Genomic DNA, 22,911 nt, shown 5'->3' with positions numbered 1-22,911 from the left:
GCCCCTTTTGCATCTGGATTGGGTTGATTGCCATGACGACCACTCCACAAAAGAACGTTCGTTCACCTTAGGCCTTTTAGGTGGTTTGAGCAAGGAGGTTGAGCAAGAGACATAATCAGGAAAGATTTATCCTGTGGATCGGCATTGCGCCAGCGGTGCTCAGGGTTATCGCGCAGATCAGCCGCAGATACGCCAATAACATCAATCACTCGCTCATGAATGATGTTATAGCGATGCACCCCTTGAGCACTGGTGCGCATCTGAAACACCACCAGGGGCAAAACATTCGCAATATCAATTATTTGCTGTTCAGCGCACTGCACTTGCCTTTGTGCGCTTTGCAGCGCGATCCGCGCGGATAGGTAGAGCCATAGCAAACCCCACGCTAGCAAGCAAAATAAGGCGCACCAAGCCCTGTGTGGGATAAAGTAAGCGCCAAGCAGAAGGATAAATGAGACTAAAAACGTACTAAAAACGAGCTGCCCCGATGTTCTTTTGCCCTCCCAAATTTGGAAAAATCGTTGCAGCATATGAAACTCATCCCAAGTCAGCCAGACAGAATCAAGCAAGCAAACAGAAAACAACTGTCTCCCATTCAAAATAGACTGCTGGCAAGTAAACCGCCATGAGGATGCTGTGGCCTTAATCCAAATGAATCAGCCCGGCCTAAACTGCTGATGACAGCGTATACACGCGTTTTCTACGGCCTTGTAAGATGCACGGATATTCTCAGATTGCCCAGATTGAGCCGCAGCCTCTAAGGCAACACTTTGCTGCTGCATATTTTCTGCTGCAGCATGAAAATCTTTGGCATCCGCTTGTTGCTTACTTGTGGATTGCTGAGTAATCGCAAATTCAGCAAAGTAAGCCCAAGGCTGCTGTGATTTTTGCTTAAGCTTAATCGCTTCTTTAAGTAACTCATCTTGCTTGTAAGGCTTATCGCCATTGAGCATGGCGTGTATCGCTTCACGCGATTTCAGCATTTCTTTGAAAGTGGCTTTACGTAAAGAGACGGGAGAATTTGGATCGGTGCGCTGGCAGGCAGTGAGTGCCAATAGGCTAAATAAAATCAAAATAAATCGCTGCATATCCAACCAATGTAAATAGCAAAAGGGGAGCATGATACTCCCCTTTTTATCAGCCAATAAATACACCCTATTAATCCGTTATTGTTAAATCTAAGCTCCCCGCTTTCACTAAAATCGTTTTCGATTTTTCAATGGCTTTTTGCGGTGCAACATTGCCTTCCAAGCGGGTGATTTTTCTGAACTCTGCTTTTAAGCCTGCCGCGGTTAGCTCTACTACGGTATAGCCCTGTGCATCAGTGTCAGCATATTTAATCCAAGGATTATTTGCCGCCGGTGCGGTGCCTGCCGCCTGATTGGCAAACGGATTTAGGCGCTTAATTACTTCAGCCGCTGGCACGCTGGCAACAGGAATCTTCAGTGCCGCAGCCAGCTGCCCCGCCACCATGCCATATAGCGTTTGCGCCGCAACGGATTTTTTGGCCACTGCCAGCGCAGCAATCTGCCCACCAATCAACTCGCCCATTTGCCCAGCCAGCGTTTCATTAAAGGTATTGATTGCAGCGCTAGACAAACCGGCAGTTGGCGTAACGGCCGCAGCTGGCAATAAGCCATTTGCAATCGCCCCACCTACAGCAGCTTTAATGGCTGCGGCATTGCTTAGATCCGTCAACCCAACCTGCATGGCAATGCCGGCCGAAATCATTTGAATGGCAATGCCTTCGGCTGCGGCTTCTGAAGTAAAGATTAATGGCTGCACCGCAGCAGAAGCCGGATCACTCACCGCCTTGGCAAAATAGCTGTAGAAAGAATCGCTGCTGATACCGGCGGTAACTAGATCAATCATCACCGGCTTGCCGCTGGTGTAATCGTCATAAACCTGGCCCGCATAAAAGGAGTGAATATCGCCAGTAATGGCCACCACGTTTTTGATCTGATTGCTGCTTAAAAACTGCATCAACGCTTTACGCTCGGCGTTATAGCCATCCCACTGGTCGGCATTCAGGATGATTTCTGTTTGGAAATCTTTAGGCGCCGCCGTCAGCGATTTACCGTTAACGCACATTTTAAGTAAGGAAACCTCATTGCCCCACAGCTTCCATGTTGCCGTGGAGGCCTTCATGGTGTTTTGCCACCACTCACGCTGGGTTTTTCCGAGGATGGAAACTAGCGCCAGCTCATCGCCTAAAGGCTTTGCCGCCGCCATTTTTTTTGCTTCAGCCGCCGCTAGCAGCGCCGTTGGCACCATATAACGCGAACCCACCGAGCTGCCTGCTGCCGCTTCAGGAATCACATGATCGGCACGATAGAGACGCTGATCGGTCATCACCAGATGCAGCAATTTACCAAAGCGGAAATCACGGTAAAGGCGGATGTTCTGGAAACCTTTATCGGTGATATCAAACTTCACATCGGCAGGCATAAACTCAAACCACGCCTGATTGGCACTGCGGCGGCGTTCGGTTTCGTGTTTATTGTCCGCCTTGCCGCTGGTAGCATCAAAGCTGCCATTATCATAGGTAGTGGCATCGCCCCAGCAATCATCAGAAAACTCGTGGTCATCCCAGATGGCGATCATGGCAAAGCGCTCGTGCACCGCCTGCAAGCGGGCATCAGAGCGATACTGCTTATACAGGGTGCGGTAATCAGCGGTGCTATTGGCAAAACGCGCGCCGTCTTTACCATTTTTGAATGGGCCATCCGGTAGTTTGATCGCCGTGTGCAGCGCCTCTACAGCGCCTTTTTGGAAGTCTTCACCCACGGTTTCGTAAATATAATCACCCAAATGCACCACAAAATCTAACTCTTCTTTTGCTAGCTCAGTAAAGCCTGCCCAGTGGTTAATGCTCCAGTCTTGGCAAGATAAGTAAGCAAAGCGCAGCTTATTCACATCCACATCTACCGCAGGTGCAGTCTTAAACCGCCCTACTCGGCTCATACTATTGCCAGCAATAAACTGGTAGAAATAAGTGGTGGCTGGGTTTAAGCCTTCTACTTTATGGCGAATGGTGTGATCCCACTCGGTTTTTGCCGTGAGTGCCACTTCATGAACAATGCTGGTCAGCGGCTTATTACTACCGAGTAAAGCCGATTGATCGCTGCTGCTAATCACTAAACGCAGGCCAATATCTGCGGCCTTAGTTGATATCACATCGTCTGCATCGCTAGGCACCACGCGGGTCCATAGCATGATGCTGGTGGCCGCCGGATCACCCGAGGCGATGCTCTGCGGAAACTTACAAGGGATCTGCACCACGGCAGGCAATACAGCGTCATCGTCGTTGCTACTACAGCCAACTAACAACGCTGGGCCTACGGTAGAAGCAGTAACAAAGCCGGTCCACTTTAAAAACTGACGACGATTCATGCTGCGCATCCAAAAGAGTAAGGCCAGCAACATAACCGAACAATATGACAAGTAAGTTAAAACAAGTGTTTCATTGAAGAAATACCAGCTCAGCCTTAATGTGCCGCCGCATCCCTCGTTATTAAACGAGGAGATAAATCATATTGCACAGGAATATCCTGCAAGGCAGTGCCCTTTTGATGCATAGCAATAATCCCTGCCGCCAACTTGCCTTGTATCTGATAATCGCCAACGGTTCCAATACTGCAATGATAAGGAATAAATGCGGCTACGCTACAAATAGTCTCAATATTAGCTTCATTCAGTGCTTGCATTAGCTCGGGTGCTATCGAAATCAAATAGCTATCTGTGGGAATAAACACCACGCTATCTTTAGCATCCTTTTGCAAACGCAACAGCTCTGATTTAATTAATGCTTTATCAGGGTTAATTCGCCAAGTTGCTAATGTCCAATTATATTGGGCGGCCACAGGTTTTAATTGCTCAGCAATCAGCTGTGTATTTTGCTCCCGTGGATTCACTGGCAACAGCATTTTACTTCCCTGAGGCAAGTATTTACGAGCGTTAGCGATCTGTAACGGCAGCGAAATCATATTGCTTACCCCTGCCAGCATTTTATTATCTTGTTTATTTGCTGACAGTAGGCCCGCACCATAGGGATCGGCAACTACATTAAATATTAAAGGTTTTCGCCCTTTTAAAAACTGCTTAGTCATCTGACTAGCAGTCGTGCCAAAGCTATATACATAATCATATCTAGCCAAATCAGGTTCTAGCTCGGTACGCAATAATGTGGCCAAGGTGGGGCGATCCTGATTAGCATTGAAAACCGTAATATCAGGTTTTAAGCCCAGTTTTTTCATTTCATCACGAAAACCCTGCTCCGCTGCAGTTTCCCCCCGCCATAACACCATGGCAATTTTAAGTGCGTAGGCATTTACATGAATAAGCCATAAACAACAAAATAATAGCACTCGCAGCATGACGATCCCCCTTAACCCTAATCCTATTAACTTAACCACTTGCCATGGCTTATCGCACAATTACAAACATTGAATCATCGTAGGGCGGGTGAAATCCGCATTTTTTTCAACGTCGATCAAAAATTGCACCCGCCCTACAAATACCGTTTCTCTTAAGTTGATAGAATTGCCCTTCACATGAGCACCTTACTTAAATTAGACCATTGCCGCCTAGTGCCCGCTCTCAAATGGATAAAGGGATAAAATTAATGATCTAAGCAGCGGGTTCCGCACATAAAAAAACCGCCCAGACGTTTATCTGAGCGGTTTAAAATTAGCTAAAATTATTTATAAAGTAACTAAATCATCATTCAAATATTGCTTATTTTGCACTCGGCCACGGCCTTGCGGAATAGATGAGAGCAATTTTCGGGTATAAAACGCTTTTGGATTCAGATAAATTTCATCTGCATCAGCCAACTCCACCACCTCGCCCTTATTCATCACCATCACTTGATCTGAAATATGTTTTACCACCGCCAGATCATGCGAAATAAACAAGTAAGACAACTTATATTCATCTTGCAAATCTTGCAGCAAATTCAACACCTGCGCTTGCACCGATACATCCAAAGCCGATACCGATTCATCACAAATCAGAATCTCTGGCTTCATAGTTAAGCAACGCGCAATGGCAATCCGCTGACGCTGGCCACCCGAAAATTCGTGTGGATATTTAGCCAGCGCAGCAGCGGGCAAGCCCACTTTATCTAACAGCTCACGCGCTAGTTTAATTCTATCCATCGCGCTGCTACCAATACCATGCAACTGCATCGGCTCAGTAAGGATTTGCTCCACGGTAAAACGCGGATTAAGCGAGGCGTATGGATTCTGAAAAATAATCTGAATCCGGCGTTTATAGTCATTAAATTCACGCGGACTCATGGCAAATAGATCTTTACCATTAAAGAACGCTTGGCCACTAGTGGCCTGATGTAAGCGCACTAAAGTCAGCCCAACCGTAGTTTTACCCGAGCCTGACTCTCCCACGATGCCCAACGTCTTACCACGGGCTAATTTAAACGAAACATCCTTAGCTGCATGAAACACCTTTTTACCGAACAAACCCTCACGGGATTCAAACGATTTTCCAAGGCCTTTCACCTCCAACACAATATCTTCATCGGCCTTATAGCCACGCTGACGGTCTGCTGGCTCTATATACCCTCCAGGTTTTAAAAAATCGTCAATCACCGCAAGGCGCTCAGGACGGCGATCCAAGTGCGGGCGGCAAGCCAGCAGCGCCTTGGTGTAGCTGTCCTTAGGATTATCAAAAATCTGCTCAACCGTGCCCGCTTCACGGACTTCACCGTGGCGCATCACCACCACATCATGGGCAAACTCACCCACCAAGCCCAGATCATGGGTAATAAACAGCACCGACATGCCGTGCTTTTTTTGCAGATCAGCGATCAGTTGTAAAATTTGCTTTTGGATAGTGACATCCAGCGCCGTCGTTGGCTCATCCGCAATTAAAAGCTTAGGCTCGCAAGCAATCGCCATAGCGATCATCACACGCTGCTGCTGCCCGCCCGATAATTGATGCGGGTAAGCATTGGCTTTTTCTGATGGATTAGGTAAGCCCACCTCAAATAACAGCTCAACTGCACGCTTGGCAGCCGCACGGCGCCCCAATCCTGCGTGCAGCATCAAGGTTTCTGCTACTTGATCGCCCACGGTAAACACGGGGTTTAAAGAGCTCATCGGCTCCTGGAAAATCATCGCAATATCTTTGCCGCGCATTTTACGCAGCTCACTGCCGCTTAAACCCAGTAGGTTTTTGCCTTCAAACAGAATCTGGCTATCTGGGCTGATTTCAGTATTGTTTGGCGGCAGCAATTGCATAATCGCCATCGAAGTCACAGATTTACCCGAGCCAGACTCGCCTACCAAGGCCACGGTGCGGTTTTTAGGGATATCAAAACTCACGCCCTTAATGGCATTAAATCTTTCGCCATCTTCCTGACGAAAATTCACCACTAAATTACGCACCGATAATAATGTTTCAGTATTTTCAGCTGATGACATGCCGCGATCTCCTTATTTAACTTTTGGATCAAGCGCATCGCGCAGTGCATCCACCAACAGGCTAAACGCCGTCACCAGCACCGACATCGCAATCGTTACCGCCAGCATTTGCCACCAAAAGCCCTGCACCAATTCAGCGGGCGTTTCTGCCAGCATCGAGCCCAAGCTCACCTGACGCACACCCACACCAAAGCCAAGGAAAGACAAAATAGCTTCGTATTTAATCAAGGCAACCGTCATCAAAGAGAACTGCACCAAGAGTAAATGGCTGATATTTGGCAAAATATGCACAAACATACGACGATAATGCGAAGCGCCAATCGCATCGGCGGCTTGCACGTATTCACGGTTTTTAAGCTTCATATACTCAGCGCGCACCAGACGATAAGTCCCTGTCCAGCTAGTCAGCGCCATCACCATAATAATAGTGCTAATACCCCGCCCGCTTACCGCTGCAAAAGATAACAGCAAGAGCATATCGGGAACAGAAGTAAAGATGCTGTAAAACCAAGTAAAGAAATCATCGACTTTGCCGCCAAAATAGCCAGAAACCGCACCCAAGATTGTGCCAATGCTTAGCGCCAACACCGCACCAAAAATGCCAACAAAGATAGAGGTTGAAGTACCTTTAATGGTTTTTTCAATCACACCACGGCCACGCAAATCTGCACCAAACGGCATGGTTTCAAGCTTTGCTGGGCTATTATCCGCATACTTGGCCGTGTTTTTCTGCGCAGCTTCCAGCTCTTTAGCAAGCGGATCTTCTGATGGCAGCATAGTTACAATCGGCTGTGTCGCTGCCGCTGCTGTTGCTGTCTTAGCTGGTAGCTGCTCATCTTTACTCTTAGTCACCCATGAGGGCGGTGCGTAAGGCACGGCCACTTCTTCAGACCAATTGCTTGCAACAATATTCAGCCAACCACCTACGGCAATCAACAAATAAGCCACCACCACCCATAACGCAATAAAACCAACCTTATTACGCTTTAAGCGCTGCCAACCCAATGCCCACAAACTTTTAGACGCCGGTTCAATCTTCAACCCCGGCACGGCTTCAACAATTGCATTCATAAGTATCCCCAGGGTTTATTTAAGTTGAACGCGTGGATCAATTAATTTGTAAACCAAATCGGCTAGTAAATTAAAAATCATCGTTGCGATCGCAATATAAATGGTGACGGCTTTAATCACAGGGAAATCGCTTTTATTCACGGCCAGCAATACTTCATTGCCCATACCCGGAATACCAAAGAAGCTTTCCAGAATCAGCGCACCCATCATTAAAAACGGCAATGACATCATCACGGTGGTCACCACAGGGATGAGCGCATTACGCAGCACGTGCTTGAGCATAATTTTTGACTCTGACAAACCCTTAGCCCTAGCGGTACGCACATAATCATTATTCATTTCTTCAATAAAAAAGCTGCGATAGAAACGGATATCTGGGCCAATAGAGACCATTAAGCCCATTAATAATGGCAAAGGCACATAAACCAATAAATTAGTGAATAAGGAATCGCCCCAGCCGCGTACCGGAAACCAAGCCAATTCATAAGCAAGGAAGTACTGGCCTACCACTATATATACCAAGGCGCTGATCGACATGGCCACGGTACACGCAATCGTGACCACACGATCCGTTACGCCCCCCCTAAAGTAAGCCACCAGCGCGGCCAAAGGAATGGACACCAGCAGGCTCACCACCAGCAAGGAGCCGGTTAAGGTTAGGGATGGGCCAACACGGCTGGCAATCATTTGCGAAACCGGCTGCTGGGTAGACCAAGACGTACCAAAGTCTAAAGTCAGCACTTGCTTTACAAAAATAAAAAACTGCTCTGGCAGGCTTTTATCTAACCCTAATTGAGTGCGAATATTATTTAATACTTCAGGCGTTAAATGCTTACCGCCCAAGATTAAACTTGGATCGCCACCCACCACAGAAAATAGAATAAAAACCAACAACATTACCCCGAATATAGTCGGGATCATTTGTAAAACACGGCGAGTAATATATGCGAGCATTATTTTTCCTTAGCCACAAAATATGCAAAATGAGTCATTATTTTTGAACATCCAAATAACGCCACAGCGTATTAAATTGTGGGTGAGGTTTATACCCCTTAACCCAAGCATGCGTTAAGTAGTTATTAAACCGCGTATCGCCCATCACCCAAGGCGTATCTGCCATCATCACTTTATTCATTTGGTCGTAAAGTGTATTACGCTCTGGGCTATCGACCATTTTTTGCGATGCTTCATATAATTTATCGTATTTAGGCGAGCTATAGCAGGCATAATTTTCGCTGCCAATATTTTTTCCATACAGCATCATGGTGAAATTATCGCCATCTGGATAATCTGCCAGCCAGGCCGCACCATCCATACCATAGGTGCAGGTACGCAATGATTTAACCTGCTCATTCCATTGCATTTGCCTAAATGCTACTTTGACTTTAATTTGGTCAAAAGCTTTTTGCCAATATTCATTCCACTGCTTATCAATACCTGTAGTGCCGGTAATGAAATCAACCACTAAGGGCTTGCCATCAGGCAAATTACGCTTTCCATCCGCACCCATTTTATAACCAAACTCATCCAGCAAAGCATTAGCTAAAGCAGGGTTATATTCAAATGCCGCCTTAAAATTAGGATTATGCCCAGCCACGTTTGGCGGAATAATATATTGCGCTTTTACCGCTTGGTTACGGCGAATATTACGAATCGTATCTGTGGTATTAAAAGACATGGCAATTGCGCGGCGTAAAGCAATTTTATCTTTACCCAATCCCCCTAAGACAGGGTCTTTCATATTAAACACATAGTAGGTAATTTCTTCAGCTAAATCGCGGTGAAGTTTAATGCCTCTTTTCTTTAAATCTGCTTTTAAATCAGTACGCCAAGGGTCATTAGGATCAAGCAACATTGATCCACGCACCAGCGGCTGCGGCATTTTACTTATATCTAAATCGCCATTTCTAAAGGCCAGCCAACTTGGCTGCTCTTCTTGAATAATAGAAACTTCAACACGACCAATTTCAGGAATGGTTTTACCATTCATTTCTTTAGCTAGCTGCTGGTCGCCAATATCATCACCTGGCTTATAGGCAATAATACTTTTTCTGTAATAGGGATTTGCCACTAGGGAGATATGTGTGCCTGGCTTCCACTCGCTGACCATATAAGGGCCAGTGCCCACAGGGTGCGACATGGTATTGTCGGCATAAGCCTCGATCACTTCACGCGCCACTGCACCTAAATGCGGCATAGCCAATACATATTGCAATGCCGGATAAGCATCTTTAAGCGTTAATTGCAGCGTATAGCGATCAAGGGTTTTAATCCCCTCTACGGTAACGTCGTAATCTAATTTTCCATTCTTAGCAGATTTAACCCATTCATCTAGGCCAATAAATTTACCGGAAATTAAATAGCCGGTTGGGGAACCAGTAGTAGGATCAACCAAACGCTTTAATGAATAAACATAATCAGCCGCGGTTAATTCACGGGTTTGGCCTTTGAATACCGGATCAGGCGCAAAATAAATGCCTTTTTTAAGGTGGAAAGTTAATACCTTGCCATCTTCACTGACCTTTGGCATTTCAGTCAGTGTATTCGGGATAAGCTTGGATGGTCTTGCCATAAAATCATAAGTGAGCATTGGATCGAATACGTTTTCTGTAATCGAGCTGGAATACACATCGGACACCTTCGCCGGATCAAAACCGGTTTCAGGCGCAGGAAATGCCACCCGCAATACCTTGCTCATATCCGCCGCCAATACTGGCTGGCTTAATAGCGCCCCCGCTATGGCGATGCTTAATAGTTTTTTCATCACCGTCTCCTCTTCAATTCAAAGCAATGTTATTCAAATGAGTGGTGTAGGGCGAGTTTCGCCCAATCCTATCAACTTAAGCAATCTGCCATTCGTAGGGCGGGTGCAACCCGCGAGTCATGCTAAAAAAACGCGGGTTGCACCCGCCCTACGATATTTCAATGCTTGCAATAGATAGATCTAAGTTGATCGCTTAAGATTTAACGATCAGCAAATTTCCCTTAAGTTGATAGGACTGGGGTTTCACTCGCTCTACAAATAAAAAACGCTATTAATTAGCCGCCTGCTTTGCGCCACGCTTGCCGCTTATTTCTTGGAAAAAGGCATCGGCATTGGGCTTGCGACCAATAAATTCTTCAACTAATTGCATCGCTGGGCGCTGGCCGCCGTTTTCTAAGATTAATTCGCGGTAGCGCTTGCCCTGCTTTACATCCATTACATTGTTGCCATAAGCCGACAACATATCCAGCGCTAATACTTCTGACCACATATAGCCGTAATAGCCTGCCGCATAGCCACCAACAATATGGCCAAAAGTGCCAGGGAATTCAGTACCGGCCACATAGCCTAGCGGGGTTTTAGCTTCCATGGTTTGCCAGAGCACCAGCGGATCACCGGCATTTTTAGCGGCTAAGGCCATATCAAATGAGGAGTACAGCACTTGGCGAGCGTATTTAAGGCCACGGCCAAAGCGCCGAGCGTCGTCCATTTTGGCAATCAGTTTTGGATCAATCGGCTTGCAGCTGGCGCAAGTATCGTTAAAGAGGGCTTCAGCTTCTGGGCGACGCGCCCATTCCTCATACATTTGTGAAGGCGCTTCAACAAAGTCACGCTTCACCGATGTGCCCGCCTGCATGCTGTAACGGGTTTTAGATAGAACGCCGTGCATCACATGGCCAAACTCATGGAATAGTGTTTCTAATTCATCCTGATTAAAGCCTTCGCGGCTAAAATTGGTAACCAGCACACTAACCGGCGTTTGCCCGCCCAACATGCTTACGCCACGTACAGGAAAAGCCGCTGCATGCTTGTATTTGCCATCACGCGGGAATAAGTCGAGGTAAAAGCTGGAGAGATATTTTTGGCTGGCTTTATCAAACACATCGTAAGCACGCACATCGCCATGCCAAGTTTTTAAAGCAGCATTGGGGCGAAACTCCACACCGTATAAAGTGCCGGTGACATTCATCATCCAAGCAATGGTTGGCTCGGTGGGGAACTGCTCACGCACTTGTTTTTGATCGAGCTGATAGCGGCTGGCTTTAAGCTGCTCTTCATAAAACGCGACATCCCAGCGCTTTAACTGGCTATCGGCCTTGCCGGTAAAGCGGGCTTTTTCTTGGCGCAACTCTTCGATATCGGATTTTTCTAGCTCGCTCACGCGCGATTGCACGTCAGCAAGAAAAGTATTAACCGCCTCTGGGGTGCCCGCCATTTTATTGCGCATAGCAAAGGCGGCGTAACTTGGGTAGCCGGTAAGATCAGCCAATTGCTGACGCAATTGCACCACTTCTTTTAAGATTTGCAGATTAGCCGCACCGCCAATTTTCATTCGCGCGATGTAATAACGCTCACGAGTAGTTTCGTTTTCGGCATAGCCCATCACCGCATCAATTTCTGGATAATCAAAACCCAATACATACTGGCCTGCGGCATCTTTTTTGGCGGTGGCTAAAAAGCTAGCCGCAACGCCCTTTAATTCGTCGGCGCTAAAGCTGATTCTGGCCTGATTATCACGCATATTGCGTGAGAAATCCTGCTGCAGCTTTTCAATTTTATTCATAATCGCCAGTAATTCGGCACGCTTGGCTTTAGGCAGATTGACGCCACGATCTTCAAAATTACTCAGCAAATCGGCCTGCGCTTCAGCATCAATCGCGTCTTTAGGCTTAAGTGTTTTAAAGCGGCTATATAAAGCCTCGCTTTGTAAAACATCATTCATTAAAGCCGACATTTTTAAATTACATGCATCTGCCGCTGCACGTACTGCAGTATCTGGGCTGACTTCTGATAGTAAACCGGCAGGGCCACCAATTTTATCGACCAGTTGGTTAATTCTATCCCACTCGGCCAAAGTATTGGCTGCACTTACTTTATTCAGCGGTAATTTCTCTAATTTTGTAATTTTTCTTTTGGCTTGATCAATACCTTGTTGGCATAATTGTGCCATTTGCTCTGCATTAGGCAACAATAATGCCCCACTTTGCGCAGCATACAGGGGCGCCGATGCAAACAAGGCTGTCATGCACATCGCTAACTTATTCATTTCTTCCCCTGCTATTATTTTATTGGATGCACATGAGTTGTGCTGAAAGACGGATTTAAAATATTTAAATAAATGGCTACTTGATTATGTATTTTGCTTAATAACGCCTATGCCAATCATTTTTTAGAGCCGCACTTTTCTTTTGCAGGACGGGTGAAACCCGCCATATTTAAAAGCGTAAAAGAAAAAAACGGCTGGTTGCAGCCGCCCTGCGTTATTTATATCGCATAACATTGACTTTAATAATGTAGATAGATGCTAGATATAGACTCAACAATTCTTTTAGGCTTGTTGGGCTGCACACCCTATATTTATTCTAAAATACACCATCAGCAGGCCAGTACATTATTAATCAGCTGAGTTGTATTTTATTTGGATAAAGCAGAATAGCTAGGTGTAAAAACACACCTAGCTTTTTTTACTGAATAAACTGTTCGTGACCAACAATACCAATTTTTTTAACGCCTAAACGCTGTGAGCTAGCCAATACCATTGCTACCGCTTCATAGTTTGCATCTTTATCAGGGCGAATATGAAACTCTGGCTGAACTGCTTTTTGCGCTGCTGTTTCAAGATTTTTTTCTAATTCAGCACGATTTGCCAAAGGAACACCGGCCCAAGAAATAACATTACTGCTATTAATATCAATCTGGACGACCTCAGGCTTTTCGGTTGACTTAGAAGGCGCATTAACTGGCATATCCAATTTAACCGCATGCGTTTGAATTGGAATGGTGATAATCAGCATAATTAACAGAACCAACATCACGTCAATCAATGGCGTGGTGTTAATTTCCATCATCATATCGTCACCGCTACCGCCAACGTTCATTCCCATCATTACTCTCCTACAGGGATGTTTTGCATCTCTAAAGTGAGGCGGATTTAAGCCCGCCTCTCAGCATTTAAGCTGCCATTAGTTTTTTGCTGGTGGCTCGGTAATAAAAGCAATTTTTACAATACCTGCTCTTTGTACCGCCAATACAATTCGACCTACCGAGCTATACTTAGAAGACATATCGCCGCGAATATGGACTTCTGGTTGAGGATCCATTTTTGCAACTTTCACCAAGCGCGCCAGTAATTCTTCATCTGACTTCACTTGGCTAATATTCCAATAAATATTGCTCTTATCATCTACGCCTAAAATAATATTCTCAGGCTTAGTTTGGGTAGGAATATTTATTTCCTTCGGCAAAGTCAATTTAATGGTTTGCGTCACAACAGGAATAGTGATCAAAAAGATAATGAGCAGTACCAACATCACGTCCACCAAAGGCGTGGTATTGATGGCAGACATGACCTCATCTTCATCGTGGCTAGATGCCCTTTGTCCTGGCCTCAGATATCTCATGATGATTACTTAGGTGTGCTGAGTAAATTTGTGTGCAAGCGCGCAGCAACAGTGTGAACCATTTCTACCACCAGCTTGTTACGACGAACCAACCAGTTGTAACCCAGTACCGCAGGAACGGCTACAGCTAGGCCAATTGCCGTCATGATCAATGACTCACCCACTGGGCCAGCCACTTTATCAATAGAAGCCTGACCAGAAATACCAATCGCTGTCAGCGCGTGGTAAATACCCCATACCGTACCAAACAGACCCACGAATGGTGCAGTAGAGCCCACAGTTGCAATCACCGACATCCCTGCTTGCATCTTGCTTGCAGCATGATCTGCCGCATCGTAAGTAGCCATTGATACCCAAGTATTCAGGTCAACGTTTTTGCTTAATTCACCGTTGTGCTCACTAGCAGCTTGTGCGCCAGCATGGGCTACGGAGCTATAAATACCATCATCTTTCAAACCCTTAGCCTTAGTGAGCAGCTCTGGGCCACGCGCTTTTAGCAAATCACGGCCAATTTTAATTAAACGGCGTTGATCTAAAACTTTAACAATCGACACATACCATGTGGCAGCTGACATGGTCAGCAAAATAACTAAAGTCCCTTTGGCTACAAAATCACCTTGGGCCCACAAAGCATCGATGCCATATGGATTGGCAACGGCTTCAGTGGTATTCGCCAAAACTGGCAAAGCACATGCAACTGCAGCAGCTGCAAACATAAAGAATTGGCGGGAGAACTTAGCCATGATTTACTCCATTCGTTAAAGTGAGGGTCTTAATTATTCAGATTCAAGCTTGAAAGAAAGCTCTTGCTCAAAAGTTGTATCCGCTTTGCAGTTATTACCTTGCAAAGATTGCTTAGCTGCTTGCAAAAACTGACTACGGAAAGACATTGGAATACCGCTAGAAAACTTAGAGCTGATGACTTCGCTCAGTTTCCCTTCTGCGTTGGTTTTGTAAACAATGGTGACGATGCCACTAATGTCTTCACCTAGCGCTTTACGCGGATACTCTAGACCACCAAATTTAGAGCAATTCCCTGCGGTTGAAATAGGGCCAACATGGGCAGGTGCAGCCGTAGCTTGCGGTACTGCTGGGGCCGAAGGCGCTTTTGCTTCTGATGTTGCCTGAATCGTATTCGTTGACTGGGTGGTCGGCGCAACCACGGGCGGTGGCACATAAGCCGGCTGCTGCTGTGGAGGTGGAGGCGCGGTATCCTTCACTACTTTTTCAATTTTTGGCGGCGGTGGCGGCGGTGGCGGCGGTGGCGGCTCGCTAATCACAGCCACTTCAACTTTCTGCTGAATAACCTTGACCAAATCCTTGCCCAAACCTGTAACTAGCGCGTAGACAACGAGCACATGCAAGGCAGCCACTCCAGCCAAGCCCACTGCACGACGATCACGTGCGTTCTGGCCAAAAGCTTCCACTATGCTCTCCTTAAAAAATGTTTCGTAAAAAACTTAATTAATCATTAAGCAGCAATATGCTTAACATACTCTAGTCAATAAAAAAAATTCACTAGGGTTTTCTCTAGTTTTTGTAAAAAAATCAGTAAAACCAAACAAAAAAAATCAGATGAAAGTATTAGTCTCTGCTGTTTTTTTTCAAAAGGCACCATTACATATATTTTTAAGCATACAGAAAGAAACAAATTGGAGTAGGGTAATAAATAAGAAGGATTGCTCACCTTTTGCATCATAAACAAAAAAAGCAGAAAATAAAAAAATAAAAAGTTATATCTTTATACTACATAAAAAATTACTTTCCCGAACAAACACCCGCAGAGCAAATAAGCTCTGCGGGTAACTCTTTTAATTAGAAAGAGTACTTAGCACCCAAGGAGAAGAAACGACCTCGTACGCTATACAACTCTGCAAAACCCATTTGGCTGTTATTGCCGTTCACGTTTGCATTAGAGAACGGTGGCATATTATCAAACAAGTTTTTTACAGCTGCATCAATCTTAAGGTTTTTAAAGCCTGAGTAACTCAAGGTCAAATCAGTCTCGGTATAGCTAGGCACCTCACGAACGTCTGGGCCAATTGGCGCTGAAGCTGAATTTGGTAGCTTCCTATCATAGAATCCTGCCGTAGTTTTAACAGCAACAGCACTACCCCATGAACCGTTATCCGCCTCAACCCTAAATGTATTTCTCCACTGAGGATTGTTATACACACCATTCCAGTTTTCTAATTCATTATCAATATTAACCTTTTCATTGGTTAAGTAATAAGAATTTGTATTACTGAAAGTGAATATTCCAAATTCAGTTGGGAATCTAAATTTAATATCTGTATCAATACCTTCAACGGTCAAGCTAGTAAGATTTTGAAGTGCCGTATTGATAAGAATGCCGCGTGCATCGTATTTATAAGCGCCATGCTGGATAGCCTGTAACTCAGTAGGCGTATCAATCACATCGCTTTTTTCTGTTTTCCACCAGTCAATGGAGCCACTGAATGGACCATATTCAGCCACAACACCAAAGTTGAATGACTTACCGGTTTCAGGCTTAAGCGCTGTATTACTACCAGTAGTAAGATACCCATCCACTTTACAATTCTTTGGCTGGCCGAGAGCCGCGCACTCCTCAGGCGTTTCTACGGTGTAAGCCCCCTCACCTGCACCGCCCGATAATTGCTTCAATGTTGGCATGCGGAAACTTTCTGTATAGGACGCACGAAATAACACTTCTGGAATAGGCTGGAAGCGTGCGGCCAAGCGCGGTGATGCTTTTGAATCTGAGTCATAACTATCGTAACGGACAGCCGCTTGCAACTCCAAGCTTTTCAGGACAGGAATCGACAATTCTGCATAAACAGCTTTTGCATTACGCGAAGCATCTACCGCGCCTTGCTGGATACTACCAAATACCCCACCATCCTGACTTAACTGATCAGGGGTGTCTTTAACCGATTCACGTGTAGCCGAAACGCCAACAGCATAAGCCAAAGCGCCACCTGGTAAACTAATACCAGTTTCGCCACTTACCTTTGCATCAAAGAATGAAAGCGAACTTTCACCCTCACGACGCGGAGTCACTTTAAGAGCATCAACAATGGCTTGATTATTGTTTGTTGAAGTGCCATCAATCGCACCACTTTCTAATGCCGCAAAAAACTTATCGCGGTTCAAATAATTGCTATCTTGATTAGTCTGGGTACTTACACCATGACCAGCGGCAATATTCCAGTCAACGCCATTTGTTGAACCTTCAATACCTGCCACAAATTGGTACATTGAAGAATTACGATCAGTAATACGTGGTCCAGCTTGCATAAAGCGACCTTGATACTGCAGCACCTTCCCTGCGGTATACATCGTATCAGGAGCAGGTTGCGCCTCGAAGTGATCCTGAGTCTTGGAGTAAAAGCCCTGCAAAAATGCACGAATATCGTCATTAATTTTTACAGTACCAAGCAACATGCCCGTCTGGCGATCAGCACCGTTGTAAGCTGTCAGAATGCTGCTATTAAAATCAAACTTACACTTACCATCGGCACCTAACAATTCAGCAGGACAAGGCTTAACCTGACCTGTACCACCTTTATTAATATTGCCGTAGGGCGAGAAATTACTACGGCCATCTTTACCGCCATAGCTTCGAAAATCTACTGACTTTGTTAAGTCACGGTCTTTGCGCAGAATTGCATCGCGCTTAAAAACATCAAAACTTCCGAATACATTAAAGCCTTGCTCATCCAAGTCGCCGTAGCCACCGCTCATTCCAAAGTTTTTTTCCGTACCATCTCCTCGACTGGATTGGCCAACATTCCCACGAATTTCTCCACCCTGATAATTCTTCTTGGTAATGAAGTTCACCACACCACCAACTGCATCAGCACCATATACCGCTGAGCCACCATCCTTGAGAATTTCAACACGCTCAATTGCGGAAATTGGAATCATATTCACATCAACACCAGAAGGTGACGCCGTATCTCCAATAGCACTAACTGGCAATCTACGACCATTTAGTAATACCAGAATATCTCCCGTTCCCAAACCACGCATCTTGATATTCGTACTGCCCGATGCTGACGGTGCATTACTAGTCAGCTCTCCTTGATCCATAATATCCATTGAAGAGATATTTTTGAGCAACTCATTCACAGAAGCCGCGCCAGTTTTTTCAATTGCTTTACGGCTAATTGTCTCAACAGGTGTCGCGCCCTCTTTCTTAATCCGCTTAATACTCGAACCCGTTACTTCAACGCGCTCAACTTTATTTACTTTTTCTTCAGCATGCACATTAAGAGTCGCGCCAGCGCCAATGAGTGCAATTGCTACTGCTAGTTGTTTTGCTTTCATGAAAGCCCCCTGATTTTTAGACTTACAAATGAAGCTCACTAAGAAGTGAACCCTCTCGCCCTGCATGCCGATTTTTGTTTACACGGCTTTCGCTAGGTAAAAATTAACATAGGTGAATAATGTTAATGTAACGATATGTAACCAATCAAGAGTGCTATGTAGAAGTAATTTTTTAGCTCTTTGTGCTCAAGTGTTGATGCAAATCAAAAAACCACCAGCAAGCTAGGGATATTCCTAACTTGAGCCGCTTACAGGCAAACTTGCAATTTCCTTCTTTCCACTAAATAAATATTACGACCATAAGTAAAATAACTTATATCAACTTAATCAAGGGGATAGCACAACAACTTAAACACAAGGCATAAGCAGAAAATATCCTTACGGCATAATAAGTAAGCCATTTTCAAAACATCCATTCATCGACTAGGGTTTTTCCTAGGCCAAATTTTAAAAAACCCAAGCATTTTTATGCCTTTTTAATAGCTGAGCATGTATTTTTACACCCATTAAATTCAGCAAAGAGGGGGGAAAACACTCAAAAATTATTAGTTTTACGTCATAAATTATTTATATTGGATAAGCTTAAAAAGAAATTTATGAGTGATATCTACCACACTCCCTGACAATAAAAACAAACACAAAAGTATGCTGAAATATTCGCGTCATCTTTGTGATATTTTTTGTAAATTATTATTACAGCATTGCAAGCGGGCTAACCCCACTTTACCCAGTTATCCATAGCCGCTAAGGTCTGCACTTACCCTTTAAATAAGAGTCAACCATGAATTCACTTGTTTCTTACCAATTAGAAGATGGTATTGCTACGCTGGTTTTAGCCAATGGCAAGGTTAATGCCATCTCCATGGAGGTGATTAGCGCCTTCAATCAAGCGCTTGATCGAGCCGAGCAAGATCAAGCCGTGGTGTTGATTACAACTCATATAGGGCTGCTATCCGCTGGCTACGATCTAAAAGTAATGACTTCAGGTTTGGATAACGCTATTCCTTTAGTTACGGCAGGCTCCATGCTTAGCCGCCGTCTACTAGCCCACCCCTACCCTGTTATTGTGGCCTGCCCTGGGCATGCGATCGCTAAAGGCGCGTTTTTATTGCTTTCTGCGGATTACCGTATTGGTGTAAATGGGCCATTTAGTATTGGCTTAAATGAAGTGCAAATTGGCATGACCATGCCGCAAACCGGTATAGAGATCGCACGCAATCGCCTTAGCCCTGCGGCGTTTCAACGCTCAGTGGTCAATGGGGAAATGTTTAATCCAGAAGGCGCTTTAGCCGCTGGCTTTTTAGATATGCTGGTAGTCCCTGAAGCGCTAGCCATCAGCGCCTTAGCCGTCGCTCAATCACTTAAAAAAATCAGCATGAAGGCGCACAAAAACACCAAGCTAAAAGTACGCCAAGAGTTACTTGCCACATTAGATGCAGCGATTGAGCTAGATAAAACAACTTTAAGCTTGGATTAAAATATTTGCCGTTATGCAGTTGCAGCAGCCCGTACACAAATTTAAGGAACCACAAATCAAATCGTCATTCCTAAGTACTTTACCGGGAATCTAGTGTAAATAATGGATTCCAGCCTACACGGGAATAGCAAAACTAAATAAATTAGTGTTTCCTTAGGGGGCTGCTTGCTGCGCTCTATTTAATCAGGGCGTAGCAAGCAGCCCCCTAAATTATTAACTATGTGCCCCATTTGTGGCCATATATTGCCGAGTTGTGCAGCCATCTTGATCATGCCATTTATGTGAGCCAGCAAAATAACCCCGCATTTATTGCCTCCCCTGATGCCTTATGCCGCTATTAATATAGGCTTTCTAGATTTGGCTTAAGATTTAAGGTTTTTAAGCGCTTGCCAGCCGTGTAAACTATCAACTATTCAATGAAACAAAAAGACGACGATTATGCTCGATATCAATCTCCTCCGTACCGACCTAGAAAACGTTGCAGCCCGCCTTGCCAGCCGTAAGTTCATTCTGGATGTAGAGGCTTTTTCAGCGCTAGAAAATGAGCGTAAGCAGCTACAAACCAGCACCCAAGACTTACAAGCCAAGCGTAATGCCAGCTCCAAGCTGATCGGCCAAGCCAAAGCAAAAGGCGAAGACGTTTCCGCCATCATGGCCGATGTTGCCAACCTAGGTGATGAATTAAAAGCCGCAGAAACAGCGCTTGCCAGTCTGCAAGACAAAATTAACGATCTATTATTTGCCATGCCTAATCTACCGCACGAATCCGTGCCAGTAGGTAAGGACGAAACAGAAAACGAAGAAGTACTGCGCTGGGGAACGCCCCGTGTCTTTGATTTTGAAATTAAAGACCACGTTGATTTAGGCGGCCCGCTAGGTCTTGATTTTGAAACGGGTAGCAAATTATCTGGCGCACGTTTTACCGCACTCAAAGGCGGCATTGCACGCTTACATCGTGCACTTGCCCAGTTTATGCTGGATACCCACACCAGCGAGCACGGCTACACCGAGGCTTACACCCCTTATTTAGTCAACGCTGCCAGCTTAATGGGCACGGGCCAACTGCCTAAATTTGAAGAAGATCTGTTTAAAGTAAATCGCCCAGGTGCAGAGCCGCTATATCTGATCCCAACGGCGGAAGTATCGGTAACCAACTTTGTGCGCGACACCATTGTGAAGGCAGAAGAACTACCGCTTAAATTTACGGCCCACACCCCATGTTTTCGCTCTGAAGCAGGCGCTTATGGCCGCGATGTGCGTGGCATGATTCGTCAGCATCAATTTGATAAAGTTGAGCTGGTGCAAATCGTTCACCCCGATGATTCTTTAAGCGCCCTAGAAACGCTGACAGGCCATGCCGAAGCAATCTTGCAAAAGCTGGAGCTACCTTACCGCAAGGTGAATCTATGCACGGGTGATATGGGCTTTGGCGCTCAAAAAACCTACGACTTAGAAGTATGGTTACCAGCACAAAATACTTACCGTGAAATTTCTAGCTGCTCCAGCATGGGCGCATTCCAAGCCCGCCGTATGCAAGCCCGTTTTAAAAACGAGCAAGGCAAGAACGAGCTGGTTCACACCCTAAACGGCTCTGGGCTGGCGGTTGGCCGCACCTTAGTAGCGGTATTAGAAAACTATCAAAACGCCGATGGCAGCATCACCGTACCTAAGGTATTACACGCCTATATGGGTGGATTGACTGTATTGAAATAATTGCTGATTAATCAGCTTTAAAAACTAAAAAGCCGCCATAGTTCGCTATGGCGGCTTTTTAGTCGAAGCTATTGCGTGTTTTCTAAAAATTAAAATCTACAATTAGCACGCTGGAGCTACTGTTTGCGGAACCGGGTGTAATTCGACATTTCCATCTTGGCTCATAATCTGATTAATAATGATGCTGCATTTTTTACCCACCCAAGTAAAACCAACCTCGTAATCTATTCCTGCTTGCGGGGTAAATGTCACATTACCACCGCAGCGGCGGCTTACCGTGCTAAATGACACGCCATTAGCAATATAAAACGAGCTTACATCGTTAAAGCTTAATGCCAAACTAGCCGGCTGATCTGCTGCAATTTCATGCTCTTGATAATATGCTTTTGATAAAACACCGTCCTTGCTGCTTAGATTTCGGCTACTTTCTGTTTCTGCCATACCAAGGCTGAGATTAGAAGCCATGCCGACAAAAGATGAAAAGGCCTGCCCCATACCACCCGAAACGACAATTCCATCACTACTCCATGCAGATTTCACACAGCTTAACCCTGGATATATCCTTGCCCCTGCGCCATTTTGACCAAAGACTCTGATCCGGCTTTTAGCCGTTGTTTCGGCTTTAGCCACGCCTTCTTCTGCAAAGGTTGAAACAGAAACGACAGCCACCAACATTCCAATCAATAACTTTTTCATTAATATTTATCCTGCGACCATTAAATCATTAAACACTAATATAGATTAAAATTTGCCTGTACCAATGTCAAGGACATACAGAGCAGATTTACATAATAAAAGCCACTTTACGTGGCTTAGCCTATTAAGTTAATGATGGCTCACTGTAAAAACAAATTGCTATTACTAAGCGTTTAGAAAGAAATGTCATTTGCAGGAAAATGCGTTCACCAAAAATGCAGTGTAAAAATGGCTAAAAATATAGCCTAAGTTCATAAAAACATGACTTTCTAAATTGTTATTAAGTTCCCCCTTGTAAAAGGCTCTGTCTGCATTAATAGTTGAAAAGGATATTTTTTCCTATCGCCTGCTCAATCCCTGATTTTGCTGTGATATTTTTGCCTGCACGCTCTAACCATCGCCGCCAGCCTAAATAGCTTTCTAAGTATTTGGTGGCCACGCCATGAAAACGAGTCATCCAATTTTTGAGTCGACTATCATATGCATTCACATTTTGCACATGATAAGCCCCTCGAACACGGATGCCTTGGCTGAGATTCACGGCACAGTGGCTGAGGCCTAAGTGTGCTGTTGCCAAACGATAGGCCGCCGCGCCATCACTGCACAGCATGACATCAGGAGCCAGAACAGCAGACAGTACCGGCTCGATACTCTTCGTATTCGCAACGAGTAATTTAAAATCGGTGGTAGCGCCTTGCCGATTGCGTAACACCAAAACGGGGACTTGATCTTTGCCCGTCCCTTTTTTTCGGAGCGCATGCCCGCGCCGATGTACGGGACGTGGCAGATGGCGTGAACCCTTGAAAGACAAAGGAA

The 22,911-nt window shown here is 45.2% G+C and carries 18 protein-coding genes; 2 read left to right on the top strand and 16 right to left on the bottom strand.

What is annotated here, in order from left to right; genetic code table 11:
• Window positions 1-62: 62 nt before the first annotated feature.
• The 14 genes from R6242_RS20690 to R6242_RS20625 all read right to left on the bottom strand — a co-directional run bounded on the left by R6242_RS20690 (window position 63) and on the right by R6242_RS20625 (window position 18,209).
• A complete protein-coding gene (locus R6242_RS20690) occupies window positions 63-599 on the bottom strand; it encodes a hypothetical protein (protein WP_318430545.1) in 537 nt (178 codons plus the stop codon).
• Window positions 600-656: 57 nt separating this feature from the next.
• Complete coding sequence (locus R6242_RS20685) at window positions 657-1,121, bottom strand: cytochrome c (RefSeq protein WP_318430543.1); 465 nt, start codon at window positions 1,119-1,121, stop codon at window positions 657-659.
• A 37-nt stretch (window positions 1,122-1,158) separates the two neighbouring features.
• Complete coding sequence (locus R6242_RS20680) at window positions 1,159-3,393, bottom strand: alkaline phosphatase D family protein (RefSeq protein ID WP_318430541.1); 2,235 nt, start codon at window positions 3,391-3,393, stop codon at window positions 1,159-1,161.
• Window positions 3,394-3,488: 95 nt separating this feature from the next.
• Entirely contained in the window at window positions 3,489-4,376 is an 888-nt protein-coding gene (locus R6242_RS20675; RefSeq protein WP_318430539.1) for an ABC transporter substrate-binding protein, read from the bottom strand.
• A gap of 327 nt (window positions 4,377-4,703) precedes the next feature.
• The gene (locus R6242_RS20670) at window positions 4,704-6,443 is read right to left on the bottom strand and encodes an ABC transporter ATP-binding protein (protein ID WP_318430537.1); all 1,740 of its coding nucleotides are present in this window, start codon (window positions 6,441-6,443) and stop codon (window positions 4,704-4,706) included.
• 12 nt (window positions 6,444-6,455) lie between these two features.
• Window positions 6,456-7,514, bottom strand: a complete 1,059-nt coding sequence (locus R6242_RS20665; protein ID WP_318430535.1) for an ABC transporter permease — start codon at window positions 7,512-7,514, stop codon at window positions 6,456-6,458.
• 15 nt (window positions 7,515-7,529) lie between these two features.
• Window positions 7,530-8,468: an ABC transporter permease gene (locus tag R6242_RS20660; RefSeq protein WP_318430533.1), complete on the bottom strand. Its 939-nt coding sequence runs from the start codon at window positions 8,466-8,468 to the stop codon at window positions 7,530-7,532.
• A gap of 37 nt (window positions 8,469-8,505) precedes the next feature.
• Window positions 8,506-10,278, bottom strand: a complete 1,773-nt coding sequence (locus tag R6242_RS20655) for an ABC transporter substrate-binding protein (RefSeq protein WP_318430532.1) — start codon at window positions 10,276-10,278, stop codon at window positions 8,506-8,508.
• 271 nt (window positions 10,279-10,549) lie between these two features.
• Window positions 10,550-12,544: a M3 family metallopeptidase gene (locus tag R6242_RS20650; protein ID WP_318430529.1), complete on the bottom strand. Its 1,995-nt coding sequence runs from the start codon at window positions 12,542-12,544 to the stop codon at window positions 10,550-10,552.
• Window positions 12,545-12,962: 418 nt separating this feature from the next.
• Window positions 12,963-13,385 (bottom strand): biopolymer transporter ExbD, encoded by a 423-nt coding sequence (locus R6242_RS20645; RefSeq protein ID WP_318430527.1) that lies wholly within the window; start codon window positions 13,383-13,385, stop codon window positions 12,963-12,965.
• A 75-nt stretch (window positions 13,386-13,460) separates the two neighbouring features.
• Window positions 13,461-13,844, bottom strand: coding sequence for a biopolymer transporter ExbD (locus R6242_RS20640; RefSeq protein ID WP_318430525.1), 384 nt, complete (start codon window positions 13,842-13,844; stop codon window positions 13,461-13,463).
• 59 nt (window positions 13,845-13,903) lie between these two features.
• The gene (locus tag R6242_RS20635) at window positions 13,904-14,641 is read right to left on the bottom strand and encodes a MotA/TolQ/ExbB proton channel family protein (RefSeq protein WP_318430524.1); all 738 of its coding nucleotides are present in this window, start codon (window positions 14,639-14,641) and stop codon (window positions 13,904-13,906) included.
• Between the two features lie 33 nt (window positions 14,642-14,674).
• Window positions 14,675-15,325, bottom strand: a complete 651-nt coding sequence (locus R6242_RS20630; protein ID WP_318430522.1) for a hypothetical protein — start codon at window positions 15,323-15,325, stop codon at window positions 14,675-14,677.
• A 388-nt stretch (window positions 15,326-15,713) separates the two neighbouring features.
• Window positions 15,714-18,209 (bottom strand): TonB-dependent receptor, encoded by a 2,496-nt coding sequence (locus R6242_RS20625; protein WP_318430520.1) that lies wholly within the window; start codon window positions 18,207-18,209, stop codon window positions 15,714-15,716.
• Between the two features lie 781 nt (window positions 18,210-18,990).
• Between R6242_RS20625 and R6242_RS20620 the strand changes: the two genes are divergently transcribed.
• Both R6242_RS20620 and serS read left to right on the top strand, forming a co-directional pair.
• Window positions 18,991-19,686 (top strand): crotonase/enoyl-CoA hydratase family protein, encoded by a 696-nt coding sequence (locus R6242_RS20620; RefSeq protein ID WP_318430518.1) that lies wholly within the window; start codon window positions 18,991-18,993, stop codon window positions 19,684-19,686.
• 438 nt (window positions 19,687-20,124) lie between these two features.
• Window positions 20,125-21,399, top strand: coding sequence for a serine--tRNA ligase (serS, locus tag R6242_RS20615; RefSeq protein ID WP_318430516.1), 1,275 nt, complete (start codon window positions 20,125-20,127; stop codon window positions 21,397-21,399).
• 102 nt (window positions 21,400-21,501) lie between these two features.
• On the opposite strand, the gene R6242_RS20610 is transcribed toward serS, so the two are convergent.
• Both R6242_RS20610 and R6242_RS20605 read right to left on the bottom strand, forming a co-directional pair.
• Window positions 21,502-22,095, bottom strand: a complete 594-nt coding sequence (locus tag R6242_RS20610; RefSeq protein ID WP_318430514.1) for a hypothetical protein — start codon at window positions 22,093-22,095, stop codon at window positions 21,502-21,504.
• A 313-nt stretch (window positions 22,096-22,408) separates the two neighbouring features.
• Window positions 22,409-22,911 (bottom strand): IS1595 family transposase (locus tag R6242_RS20605; RefSeq protein ID WP_318430512.1); only part of this gene is annotated, 503 nt, incomplete at its 5' end.

The sequence above is a fragment of the Iodobacter sp. CM08 genome (assembly GCF_033446605.1).
GTDB lineage: Bacteria > Pseudomonadota > Gammaproteobacteria > Burkholderiales > Chitinibacteraceae > Iodobacter.
Note: the sequence above shows the minus strand (reverse complement) of the source record. Positions and strands in the feature narration are given on the sequence as shown.